General features: G+C 65.8%; 7 protein-coding genes and 2 tRNA genes. 7 read left to right on the top strand and 2 right to left on the bottom strand.

Annotated elements, in window-relative coordinates; genetic code table 11:
* Window positions 1-5 precede the first annotated feature (5 nt).
* From NJD74_RS06000 to NJD74_RS06010, 3 genes are all read left to right on the top strand, one after another.
* Window positions 6-3821, top strand: coding sequence for a PilC/PilY family type IV pilus protein (locus tag NJD74_RS06000; RefSeq protein ID WP_319623846.1), 3816 nt, complete (start codon window positions 6-8; stop codon window positions 3819-3821).
* 59 nt (window positions 3822-3880) lie between these two features.
* Entirely contained in the window at window positions 3881-4273 is a 393-nt protein-coding gene (locus NJD74_RS06005; protein ID WP_070427008.1) for a type IV pilin protein, read from the top strand.
* Between the two features lie 68 nt (window positions 4274-4341).
* Window positions 4342-4418: transfer RNA gene (locus tag NJD74_RS06010), tRNA-Asn, on the top strand.
* Between the two features lie 69 nt (window positions 4419-4487).
* Here NJD74_RS06010 and NJD74_RS06015 read toward each other — a convergent pair.
* Window positions 4488-4970, bottom strand: coding sequence for a GspH/FimT family pseudopilin (locus NJD74_RS06015; protein WP_051010499.1), 483 nt, complete (start codon window positions 4968-4970; stop codon window positions 4488-4490).
* 202 nt (window positions 4971-5172) lie between these two features.
* On the opposite strand from NJD74_RS06015, the gene uvrB reads away from it, so the two are divergent.
* Both uvrB and NJD74_RS06025 read left to right on the top strand, forming a co-directional pair.
* Window positions 5173-7203 (top strand): excinuclease ABC subunit UvrB, encoded by a 2031-nt coding sequence (uvrB, locus tag NJD74_RS06020; RefSeq protein WP_019183381.1) that lies wholly within the window; start codon window positions 5173-5175, stop codon window positions 7201-7203.
* 107 nt (window positions 7204-7310) lie between these two features.
* Window positions 7311-7385 (top strand) — tRNA-Val (locus NJD74_RS06025).
* Window positions 7386-7469: 84 nt separating this feature from the next.
* On the opposite strand, the gene NJD74_RS06030 is transcribed toward NJD74_RS06025, so the two are convergent.
* Window positions 7470-8933 carry an MASE1 domain-containing protein gene (locus tag NJD74_RS06030; protein WP_319623847.1) on the bottom strand — a complete coding sequence of 488 codons (1464 nt, stop codon included), beginning with the start codon at window positions 8931-8933 and terminating at the stop codon, window positions 7470-7472.
* A 225-nt stretch (window positions 8934-9158) separates the two neighbouring features.
* Here NJD74_RS06030 and NJD74_RS06035 point away from each other — a divergent pair, with 225 nt between their 5' ends.
* Complete coding sequence (locus NJD74_RS06035) at window positions 9159-11567, top strand: DNA internalization-related competence protein ComEC/Rec2 (protein WP_319623848.1); 2409 nt, start codon at window positions 9159-9161, stop codon at window positions 11565-11567.
* Between the two features lie 3 nt (window positions 11568-11570).
* Window positions 11571-12245 (top strand): MotA/TolQ/ExbB proton channel family protein, encoded by a 675-nt coding sequence (locus NJD74_RS06040; RefSeq protein ID WP_070470674.1) that lies wholly within the window; start codon window positions 11571-11573, stop codon window positions 12243-12245.
* Window position 12246: the final 1 nt, after the last annotated feature.

The following is a 12246-nucleotide window of genomic DNA, read 5'->3' on the forward strand; positions in this document are numbered from 1 at the left end:
CGCACATGGTATCGCGCAGGACCACACTCATTTCCGCGTCGGTACTGGCCGTTCTGGTCGGCGGCGGGGTGCTGACCTATCAGCTGATCGCCGCGCAGGGGCAGGGGACGCTGTCCCAGGTGCCGTTGAACAACCAGGTGCAGGCGCAGCCGGCCTTCATCATGACGGTCGACAACTCCGGCTCGATGACCTTCCAGACCCAGTTCCCCGGGGCGGATGGCCAGGCCTGCTGGAATACGACGGCCAAGAGTTTCTTCAGCAGCACCAAGACGCTCAGTACTACGGGTACCTGCGCCTTCTATTACGTGCTGCCGGGCACGCGCATTTCCGGCGCGTATTACGGCATTGCACCGTTCGACAAGTTCGGCTTCGCACGCTCCCCGACCTACAACCCGGCCTTCTACAACCCCACGATCAAGTATGAGCCGTGGATGCGCTATGACACCGCCCAGGAAAAGGTGGTCGATTACGCACAGGCAGCCACGTCCAAGACCCTGATAGATCCACGCCTGGCGGCGAACGCGGCCAACACGGTGGATCTGACCGCGGCCACTACCGGCGTGTTCAACATGGTCGATGGAATGGTGGTGCCCCAGGGCACTGTCTTCGCGGCGAACGGGAAGGACGGAACGGCCTACGCGGCGAACAAGGACTACACGTGGAAGACCACCGATTTCTACGTGGCGGGCAGGAATCAGACCCAGCCAACGCGGTACGACGCGACCTTCACCTACGTTCCAGCGACGTTCTTTCTTCCGTTCACGGGGAAGAGTGATCCGGTTCCGGAGTTGGCCGGGAGCCCTGGCGCCTACACGGCGGTAGCGCGCACGGAGGCCGCCAATGCCTGTGGCACGGGTTGCACGATGTGGAAGTACACGATCAAGAGCACCGACGGCGTCGCGTTGCAGAACTTCGCCAACTGGTTCTCCTACTACGGCAACCGCAACCGCTCCATGATCGCCGGCATGACCCGATCCATGGCGACGGTGGACAACCTGCGCGTGGGCTATTTCAAGATCAACGACAACGCCGACTACGACATGAGCGACAAGGGTGCGGCGTTGCCCATCCGCGATCTGGGTACCAAGGACGACAAGCGTGCGTTGTACGCCGACATGATCGCGTTGAACGCCTCGGGCAGTACACCCAATCGCCAGGCGGTGAAGGCGGCGGCCACCCAGTTCACCCGCACCGATGATCAGGCGCCGGTGCAGCTGGCTTGCCAGAAAAACGCCGTCATGCTGTTCACCGATGGCTACAGCAACCTTGATGGCCCGGAGGTCGCCAATGCCAATGGCGACGGCAACATGGGCATTCCGTTCAAGGATAGCTACGACAATACGATGGCTGATATCGCCGCTTCGTACTACATCAACAAGGATGGCAAATCCCCACTGCGTCCGGAACTCGCGCCTGGGCTGGTGCCGGTGCCGGAGGCCTGCAATACGGCCAACCCGGATCCGCGCCTGGATTGCCAGAAGAACCTGCACGTCAATTTCTACGGCATCACCCTGGGCGGGCGCGGCAAGCTGTTCAATCCCGATATCGTCCAGGACCCGTATACCAACGCCTCCATCTACAACAACTGGCCAAAGCGCGAGAACGGTGCGATCAGCACCATCGATGACATCTGGCATGCCGCCGTCAACACGCGTGGCGAGTTCATCAACGCGCGTACCCCGGCCGACATCACCCAGGCCATGCGTCGCGTGCTGTCGTCGGTGACGGCCGGTGCATCTTCCTCGGGCAGCTACGCGCAGTCGGGCGCGCGCATCGGCACCGGCTCGATGGCGGTGGCGCCGTACTACGAGATCGCCAACGAATCGACCGACTGGTTCAGCCGCCTCACCGCGAGCCAGATCACCGTGGACCAGGCCACGCGCAAAGCGGTGTACACCACCGCGTGGGAAGCCAGCGCCAAGATGCCGCAGCCGACCGCGCGCAAGGTGTTCTTCGGTACGAACACCGACGTGCTTCCCTTCAGCAGCAACAGTGTCACGCTGGAGTCGTTGTGTGACCTGTCCCCGTCGTTGTACCCGGGCATGGCCCGGTGTTCGGCTGGTGAGCTGACCGATCTCGGCGCGACGCGCGCAAATGCGGTCAGCTACCTGCTGGGCGAAAGGAGTCTGGAAACGCGGCGAGGGGGGCGCTTCCGCGACCGCACCACGGTGCTTGGCGACATCATCAATTCGTCGCCGGTCATCAGTGCCCCCATCGATGACTACGGTTATCGCGGGCTGGATCAAGGCCTGGGCGCGAGCTACACCACCTACCTGGAGACCAAGCGCAGTGGGCGTTACATGGTCTATGTCGGCGCCAACGACGGCATGCTGCATGCCTTTGATGGCGGCATGGGTGTAAGCGGTACGATGGATAGTGGCGGCGGCGCGGAAACGTTCGCCTACATTCCCGCCACCTCCATGGGGCACATGGGCAACCTGTTGTTCCCGCTCGATCCGAACAATCAGGCCTTCCAGAAGTTTTCTCATCGCTACTATGTCGATGGTCCGGTCGCCGTGTCCGATGCGCGTATCGGCACCAGCTGGGGTACCGTACTGGTCGGCAGTACCGGCGCGGGCGGCCGCGGCGTGTTCGCACTGGATGTGACCAAGCCGGGCAGCTTCGGCACCGGCAGCCGCCTGTGGGAAATCAATGACCTCAGCGGCTCTGATGGCGTGAAGGCCAATATCGGCCATGTGCTGGGCAAGCCGGTCATCGTTCCGTTCAAGGACGCGAGCGGAACCGTGACCTGGAAGGCCATCTTCGGCAATGGTTATGGCAGTGCCAGTGGCAAGGTGGTGCTGTTCATGGTGGACATCGGCACCGGCTCCCCCAACATCACGATGATCGAAGCGTCCGAGACGGCAGGAAGCCCGCCGGCTGGCAAGAATGGCCTGGGCAACATCCTGGTGGTCGACCGTTGGACCGGCAGCGGCCGCAATACGCGCGGCCGTGACGGTTATGCCGATACGGTGTACGCGGCCGACCAGAAGGGCGCGGTATGGAAGTTCGATCTGCGCGATACCAGTGCGAGGGTTTCCACGCCGCTGTTCACCACGCAGACCAGCACCAGGAATGGTTTGACCTACCGTCAGCCGATCACCGGCGGCATCAACGCCACCAATGGTGACCGCGGTGGTGTGATGCTGTTCTTCGGCACGGGCAGTTTCGTCTTCAACGAAGATGTCCGTGACGAATCGATCCAATCCCTGTACGCGGTCCTGGATGCCTCCGACGAAACGCCTTCCCTGACGATGACCGCGGCCGATCTGCGTCCGTATACCGTCTCTGCCTCGGGTGATGTGCGGACGATGACGCCGGGCACGATCCCCGCCGATTCACGCGGCTGGCATGTCGACCTGCCGGCGGGCGAGCGCTTCCTCGCGTATCCCGCGCTGGCGTCCGGTGTGGTCTTCATGCCCACCTATGTGCCCAATCCAACCACCAAGAGCTGTGCGTCGGATGGCTCCAACTGGCTGTTCGGGCTGAGTGCGCAGTCCGGTGCGCCGGCATTGTCGAAAATGCGCGCCGGGTCGCCGACCGGCACCAAGTTCGGCGCTGGCACGGCCGCGGTTCCGCTGTCGACCGGCGGCAACGCCCCGGTGAAGGATGTCGGGGTGCAGGTACTGCCGCGCCAGCAGCCACCCGGCAAGATTTCCGGCGACAGCCCAGGCGGCGGTGGACCGGGTTCACCTGGCGGAACGCCACCCCCGGTGGACCCGCCCGCCGAGCCCTGCCAGATGCTGGTCACCGCGGCAGGCGGCGTCCCCATGTACGTGCCGTATCCCTGTGGACGCCAGTCCTGGAGGCAGTTGCAATGAGTCGTTCGTTTCCCACCCTGGCCCGCGCCGGACGCGTGCCGCCTGTCCCCGCCCGCGCGATGGGGGGATTCACGCTGATCGAGTTGATGCTGGTGGTGATCGTCATGGCGATCCTGGCCGGTATCGCATACCCCAGTTACGTCGAGCAGACGCGCAAGTCCAAGCGCGGGCAGGTCAAGGCCGACCTGGTCGAGTACGCGCAGTTGGCCGAGCGGTTCCATACCACGCAGAACACCTATGAAGGGTTCACGCTGCCCGGCGGTGGCGACTCGGTCAGCTCGCCGCGCGAAGGGGGTACGGCCGCCTACAGTGTCGGGTTCGTCGGCACCCAGTCCACGTTCACGCTGACCGCGACCGCACAGGGAAACCAGGCCAAGGACAAGTGTGGCGACCTCGGCATCAACCAGGCCAACGTCAAGACCAGTGGGGGCACGCTCTCCGAGTGCTGGTGACGTGACGGACGGCGGCATGCACAAGGGTGTTGCCCTCCGCGCGAGTGCCCCGTACAATGCGCCTCCCCGCCCGAATAGCTCAGCCGGTTAGAGCACTTGACTGTTAATCAGGGGGTCGTTGGTTCGAGTCCAACTTCGGGCGCCAGATTCTGCAGAAGCCGCGAGCAATCGCGGCTTTTGTCGTTTTCGTGCCGGCATTTCCGGCGGGCCTGCATCAGCAGGGCGCGCGGTCGCGCAGTCGCTCCGAGCGGGCGCGCCCGGCATTGTTGACAACCACCTTGCTGTGTCTTTGTCCTCGGGTGCAGATGGTGACCGTCAGGTTGACGCCCATGCTGCTGCCATCCGGACGAAACCGCAGGCGAGGGCGCCCGGCAGAGGCCGGAGCCCGCAGGGTCAGGCCGGTCTGCCCCGGGTAGTACTGGAGGATGTCTGCCTCGGCCGGTTGTGGCTGGCGACGGGGATCGCGATACGTCAGCCACCCCGTGCTCCATTCCGACGCGCAGCGCCGGCCATCGTCGCTGGGGCAGATGGTGACGATCTCGCGCCGTGTCACCGCGGCCATGCGAGCGCCGGCGAATGCCGAGTTCAGTTGCAGCCGCAGGGCATCGGCGCGCAGGCTGGAGACGGTCTCGGCCAGGTTGGGTGCCGCCACGGCGACCACCAGCGCGAGGATCGCCAGGGTGGCCATCAGCTCCATCAGGGTGAGGCCAGCGCTTCGGTCACGCGGGCTGGGCCGGAGGCGCATGGGGCAGGTCATCCGTCAGCGGGGAGCTCTAAGCTTGCGCGCCGGTGCCGAGGCTGAATATCAGCCTGACCGGGCCCCAGGCATCGGTGGATTCCTCAACAGGCCGTCACCAACCCGGCCGTTATACTGAAGGCTTCCCGGCAGTGGCGGCACCATGAGCGATCGTTTCCAACTTGTATCCCCGTATTCGCCGGCGGGCGACCAACCGGCGGCCATCGAGAAACTGACCGCCAACTTCGAGGCGGGCATCGCCAAGCAGACCCTGCTCGGCGTCACCGGTTCCGGCAAGACCTACACGATCGCCAACGTGATCCAGCAGGTGCAGAAGCCGACCCTGGTGATGGCGCCGAACAAGACCCTGGCGGCGCAGCTGTACGGCGAGTTCAAATCGTTCTTCCCGCACAACGCGGTGGAGTACTTCGTCAGCTATTACGATTACTACCAGCCCGAGGCCTATGTGCCGTCGTCGGATACCTTCATCGAGAAGGACAGTTCGATCAACGAGCACATCGAGCAGATGCGGTTGGCGGCGACCAAGACGCTGCTGTCGCGCCCGGATGCGATCGTGGTGGCAACCGTCTCGGCGATCTACGGCCTCGGCGCGCCGGAGGACTATCTGTCGATGCGCCTGATCCTCTCCACCGGCGAGCGGATCGACCAGCGCGACCTGATCAAGCACCTGACCCAGCTGCAGTACACGCGCAACGAGTTCGAGCTGCATCGCGGCACGTTCCGCGTGCGTGGCGAAGTGGTGGACGTGTTCCCGGCCGAATCGGACAGCGAAGCGGTGCGCATCGAGCTGTTCGAAGGCGAGGTCGAGCAGATCAGCATGTTCGATCCGCTCACTGGTGAAAGCCTGCGCAAGATGATGCGCTACACGATCTACCCCAAGACCCACTACGCCACCACGCGCGAACGCGTGCTGTCGGCCGTGGATACGATCAAGGCGGAACTGAAGGTGCGCCTGGAGCAGCTGTACGAGCAGAACAAGCTGGTGGAAGCGCAGCGCCTGGCGCAGCGCACCCAGTTCGATCTGGAAATGATGGCCGAGGTCGGTTACTGCAACGGCATCGAGAACTACTCCCGGCATCTCACTGGGAAGAACGCCGGCGATCCGCCGCCGACGCTGTTCGACTACCTGCCGCCGGATGCATTGCTGGTGATCGACGAATCGCATGTCACCATTCCGCAGATCGGCGCGATGTTCAAAGGCGACCGGTCGCGCAAGGAAACGCTGGTCGAGTTCGGCTTCCGCCTGCCGTCGGCACTGGACAACCGCCCGCTGCGTTTTGAAGAGTGGGAAGAGCGCTGCCCGCGCAGCATCTATGTCTCGGCCACGCCGGGTCCGTATGAGCTGCGCGAGACCGAAGGCGAGATCACCGAACTGGTGGTGCGCCCGACCGGCCTGATCGATCCGGTGGTCGAGATCCGCCCGGTCGGCACCCAGGTCGATGACCTGATGAGCGAGGTCAACGAGCGCATCAAGCTGGGCGACCGTGTGCTGGTCACCACGTTGACCAAGCGCATGGCCGAGAACCTCACCGAATACCTGACCGAACACGGCATCCGCGTGCGTTACCTGCACTCGGATATCGATACCGTCGAGCGCGTGGAGATCATCCGCGATCTGCGCCTGGGCAAGTTCGACGTGCTGGTCGGCATCAACCTGCTGCGCGAAGGCCTGGACATGCCCGAGGTCTCGCTGGTGGCGATCCTGGATGCGGACAAGGAGGGCTTCCTGCGCTCCACCGGCTCGCTGATCCAGACCATCGGCCGCGCCGCACGCAACCTGCGCGGCAAGGCGATCCTGTACGCGGACAAGATGACCCGTTCGATGCAGGCCGCGATCGACGAGACCGACCGCCGTCGTTCCAAGCAGGTCGAGTACAACGAGCTGCATGGCATCGTGCCCAAGTCGGTCCTGCGCCCGATCACCGATGTGCTCGAAGGCGCGCGTTCGGAAGCGGCCGAGAAAGAGGCGCGCGGCAAAGGGAAGGGCAAGGGCAAGGGCGGGCGCGTGGCCGAAGAGGCGACCGATTACCGCACCATGGACCCGGCCCAGATCGCCAAGCGCCTGCAGGCGCTGGAGCAGCAGATGTACCAGCACGCGCGTGATCTGGAGTTCGAAGATGCCGCCCGGGTACGCGACCAGATCCGCCAGTTGAAGGAGGCCAGTCTGGGCTGAACAACACGTCGTGAAATATCTTCACAAAAGTGTTGCGCTTTCCGGGGGGCATCCGTAATATACGCGGCCTGCACCGACGCATTCGCAGCGGGGCAGGGACGCAAAACGGGCGGTTAGCTCAGCGGTAGAGCACTACCTTGACATGGTAGGGGTCACAGGTTCGAACCCTGTACCGCCCACCACTTCAGTACCTGGGAAACCACGGGAACAGGTGGAACAAGACGAAGCCGGCCAATAGGCCGGCTTTTTCGTTTTCTGGCGCCCAGTCAGAAGAAGCTCACGTTGCTGCGTGGAAGCGCGGGTGTTCCTGGCGCGCTGGCGTGTCGCTCTGCCTGGCAGCCACGAGTCTCCCTCAACACCAGGCGGATCCGGTTGCCTCGGCACTGCACGTTGCCCTGATAGGCCAGCGCGCGGGCACCGAGCGCCTGCCTGGAGAGCTCCACAGTACCGGGTGCCAGCGTCCGGTGGGGATCCAGAAGCCCGGCGATCACCACGATGCCCTGCTGTCCTCCACGTTGAATCGTGCGTGCGCGAAGACGTAGAGATCCTTTCTCTGCCGTTAGCAGGACCGCGACGACGTCTGCCATGCTCCGGAACGCCGCCAACTGCAGATCAAGGCTCAGATCACACGGGTCGCCCATCAAATGCGCGGGCAGGACGCGATCCGTCTGCGCCCAGGCATCGGCGATCGCGCCGGCCCGGAGAGCTACGTACAGACCCGCGGATTCTATTTCGACGGGGTAAACCAAGTTCGCCTGCACCCGTAACGCACCCGATTGTGCGGCATGCAAGCGCTGGAGCTCCAAGGCCAAGCCGTCCTGGCCCTTTGCCGCGAGCGTATTTGCGATTTTCTGCAGGGACCGGTCGATGTCATCGCCGACATTCCGCAGGTACCAAGCGCGCTCGCGCCTGTCCTGTTCGCCGGCGACAAGCGTGGTCCTGGTCATGGCGATGGCGCGGCGCCCCAGCCACTCGTTCTGTCGGAAACGATGATAGTAGTGCGAGGTGGTCGCGCCGAGCAGGAGCAGTACAGTTCCAGTTGCTGCAAGAATCTGCTGTGCGGTGAATACGGCGGGGTCATGGGAGCCTGGCAGGCCAGTACTATCCATGCGGAGCAGGACCATCAAGTTGACGCCGATCACTACCAGAGAAACCACAGCTGCCAGTGTCCAGCCACGCATTGATTCGGCAGCCATGCGCCTGCGTCGCCACATGACGACCAAGGGCGCGATCAATAGAATGCCCAGATAGTCCCCCACGGCATATCGCGCAGCGCCTTCCCAGGAGACGGCCACGTGCTGCGTGGGCATCAGTAGATACGCAAGGCCCTGATTCAGGGCGGTGGCCACGATCGCCGCGAGCAGGGCGACCGAAAGCAGCCACGTGTCATTGCTCGACGCCATCCAGCGTCGATGCGTGTGCACGATCCCTGCGACAGCGGGCATTAGGCTGGCCGAAGCGACCACGACCCAGGCAAGGCCATATTGCGGGATCAGCGGGTACCGCGCTAGGGCGAAGAAGGCGTACTCGCCCGCAATCAGGTAGACCCAGTAGCGCGGTGGGCAGAGCAGCAGGGCGGCAACGCGCAGGCCCGCAGGAAGATAGAGCTGGTCGACCGAAACATTGCGAGCTGCCCAGAAGGCAACGGCATAGCTCACCGCCAGCAGCACGCCACCGGGATGAAGGCGTACGTGCAGGTGGATGTCGCGTCTCAACCAGTCGAACGCCACGGTCGCCTCCTGTCGGGGGGGCTGGATACCAGTCACCAGCACTGCTCGGACACTATCGGCGAATACAGGCTGCTGCAATGGCAGGTCACGCCTCCCGCACATGGCCAGGCCAAGCCTCTTCCCTGTCCCGTGAGTCTCCAAGTTTCCGACAGACGGGCAGGTCCAGCGCCGATGGGCACACGCTGTGGGAACAAGCACAGTATGGTTTTCAGTGGGGCGTTGCGCATGTCGCGGGTGCTCGACAGTGCCGATCACGCCACCGATGCCGCCTTCCCGATCTTCGGCAAAGCGTGTGTCGTTTCGCTGTTGGCAGGCATCTGCGCGATCATCTTCTCGCCCCGGCTGCTGCCGATGGAATGGGGCGTTGCGGCGGCGGCGGTCGGTCTTCTGCTCTGGATCCTGCCCTCCCGCCTGCGCCTCCTTGGCGCGGCCCTCTTCGGTCTAGGCTGGGCGGCCTTCCACGGCCACGCCGGGCTCGCCCAGCAGCTGACACCCGGCAGCGCCGCCGTCGACCACGTGCTGCACGGGCGGGTGGTCAGCCTCCCCGACCATGGTCCCGGGGGAACCCGCTTCCGCTTCCGGGTGGACGAAGATCCGGCGATGCCCACCAGACTCCGCGGTCGCGACCTGGCGCTGGGCTGGTACGACGGATTCCGTGGCGCCGCCGATGATCGCCGGCGCACGCTGCGGGCCGGCGAGCGCTGGTCGCTCAACGTGCGGGTCCGGCCGCCGCGTGGCCTGGTGAATCCGGGCGGGTTCGACGCCGAGGGCTATGCATTGCGGCAACGGGTGGCGGGCAGTGGGTACGTGCGCGAGCCCGCCCGTGCGCATCCACTGGGCGAGCCGGCCGGCTTGCCGGCATGGCGCGAGCGGATGGCCGACGCGATCGCCCGCGCGGTCCAGGACGACGGCCGCCGCTTCGTCCAGGCGCTGGCACTGGGCGACACCCGTGGCCTCGGCCAGGCCGATTGGGACGACCTGCGTGCGCTGGGGGTGACCCACCTGGTAGCGATTTCGGGTTTCCATGTCGGCGTCGTGGCTGGCGTGGCCGCACTGCTGGCAGGCGGGCTCTGGCGGTGCCTGCCGATAGCGGGCCTTTACCTGCCGCGCCCGATGGGCGCCGCAGCCGCGGCGGTCGCAGGTGCGGCGCTGTACGCAGCAGCGGCCGGTTTCGCGCTGCCGACGGTGCGCACCGTGCTGATGATCGCGGTGGTGGCAACGGCGCGTTGCAGCCGGCGACGGGCGACGGTCGCCCAGTCGCTGTCGCTGGCGGCGCTGGCGATGCTGTTGTTCGATCCGCTTGCGGTTCTGGCCCCCGGCTTCTGGCTGAGCTTTGCCGGCGTGCTGTGGCTGATCTGGTGCCTGCCGGGGCGCGAGCAGGGCTGGCTGCGGGGATTCCTGAGTGCCCAGGGCGTGGCCACCGTGGCGTTGCTGCCGCTGACCGTGGCGCTGTTCGGGCAGGCTTCGCGCGCCGGTCCGCTGGTGAACCTGGTGGCGATTCCGTGGTGGACCATGGTGGTGGTGCCGCTGGCACTGCTCGGTACCGCGCTTGAGGCGCTGATCGAGGGGGCGGGGCGCTGGCCCTGGCAGCTGGCGGCATGGTGCTTCGACGCAAGCTGGTGGCTGTTCGGCTACGCCGCGCGCAGCGAGCTGTCGCTGTGGTGGCTGCCACAGGCCAATCGCTGGGCGTTGCTGGCGGCGGTGTCCGGCGTGTTCTGGCTGTTGTTGCCGCGCGGCAGTGGCGGGCGGGTGGCGGCGCTGCTGTTGTGCCTGCCGCTGCTATGGCCGGCGCGTCACGGGCCTGGCGAGGGCGAGGTGGAGCTGCTGGTGATGGACGTGGGCCAGGGCCTGGCGGTGGTCGTGCGCACGCGCCGCCACACGCTGCTGTACGACACCGGCCCCGGGACCGACGATGGCTTCGATGCCGGTGAGCGGATCGTGGTGCCCACGCTGCGTGCGCTGGGCCAGGGGCGGCTGGACCGGATCATGATCAGCCACGACCACCGCGACCACACCGGTGGCCTGCGCGGGGTGCGCCGCAGCTTCCCCGATGCGGTCGTGCAGGCACCGCAGGGCGCCCTGCGTGGCCGCGCATCGGCCTGCCATGCCGGACAATCCTGGGCGTGGGACGGGGTCACGTTCCGGGTGCTGCATCCTCTTCCCGGCGAAGCCCGGTCGATCAACGACAGCAGTTGCGTGCTGCGGCTGGAAACCGCCCGGGGGGCGATCCTGCTGGCCGGCGACATCGAAAAAGGCAGCGAAGCGCGGCTGCTCCAGCAGGCAGGTGCGCTGCTGGCGGCCGAAGCCGTGGTGGTGCCGCACCATGGCAGTGCCAGCTCGTCCACCCCGGCCTGGGTGGATGCCGTCGCGCCGCGCCTGGCGATCGTCTCGGCTGGCCATCGCAATCGCTTCGGCCACCCGCGCGCCGAGGTGGTGTCGCGCTGGCAGGCGGTGGGCGCGGAGGTGCTCAACACGGCCGAGAGCGGCGCGGTGCGGATCTGGCTCGGGCGTGAAGGCCTGCAGGTGCGTGAACAACGGGTTTTCGAGCGGCGTTGGTGGGATGCCGCGGAGCGGAGCCGGTCGGCTGCTATCCTATCGGCGATCAAACAGGCGGCCGCTGGGCCGGAGGATTGAAACGTGTGGGAACTGGTCAAGGCCGGTGGCTGGCCGATGCTGCCGCTGCTGCTGTTGGGCGTACTGGCTTTGGCAATTGTCCTGGAGCGTTTCTGGACCCTGCGCCGCAATGAAGTCCTGCCCCCGGGGCTGGGGCAGGAAGTGCGCAACTGGGCCGCACGCGGCAAGCTTGACCCGAGCCACATCCAGTCGCTGCGCGGCAATTCGCCGCTGGGCGCGCTGCTGGCCACCGCGCTGGAAGCACGCAATCGCCCGCGCGACCAGATCCGCGAGCGCATTGAAGACGCCGGCCGGCACCTGGTTCACCGCATGGAGCGGTTCCTGAACGCCCTGGGCACGATCGCCTCGGCCGGCCCGCTGCTCGGTCTGCTCGGCACGGTGGTCGGCATGATCCAGATGTTCATGGGCATCCTCGACCACGGCGTGGGCGATGTGAACCAGCTGGCCGGCGGTATCGGCAAGGCACTGGTGTGCACCGCCACCGGCATGATCGTGGCGATCCCCGCGCTGATGTTCCATCGCTACTTCAAGGGCCGCATCGCCGGCTACGTGATCGAGATGGAGCAGGAAGCTTCGGCCCTGCTGGACGCGCTGGATGGCCGCCCGGGCGTGATGAACACTGCCCCGCGTGCCGCTGGTGCCCAAGCCGGCGCCGCACCGGTCACGGTCAAGGGCTGAC

It is taken from the genome of Stenotrophomonas sp. RG-453, assembly GCF_033843685.1.
In the GTDB taxonomy this organism is placed as follows: Bacteria; Pseudomonadota; Gammaproteobacteria; order Xanthomonadales; family Xanthomonadaceae; genus Stenotrophomonas; species Stenotrophomonas bentonitica_A.

Excerpts from the sequence above, each read along its gene's own strand:
- NJD74_RS06015 (WP_051010499.1), bottom strand. The coding sequence starts at position 4,970 with ATGGAGCTGATGGCCACCCTGGCGATCCTCGCGCTGGTGGTCGCCGTG.
- NJD74_RS06000 (WP_319623846.1), top strand. The coding sequence starts at position 6 with ATGGTATCGCGCAGGACCACACTCATTTCCGCGTCGGTACTGGCCGTT.
- uvrB (WP_019183381.1), top strand. The coding sequence starts at position 5,173 with ATGAGCGATCGTTTCCAACTTGTATCCCCGTATTCGCCGGCGGGCGAC.
- NJD74_RS06035 (WP_319623848.1), top strand. The coding sequence starts at position 9,159 with ATGTCGCGGGTGCTCGACAGTGCCGATCACGCCACCGATGCCGCCTTC.
- NJD74_RS06005 (WP_070427008.1), top strand. The coding sequence starts at position 3,881 with ATGGGGGGATTCACGCTGATCGAGTTGATGCTGGTGGTGATCGTCATG.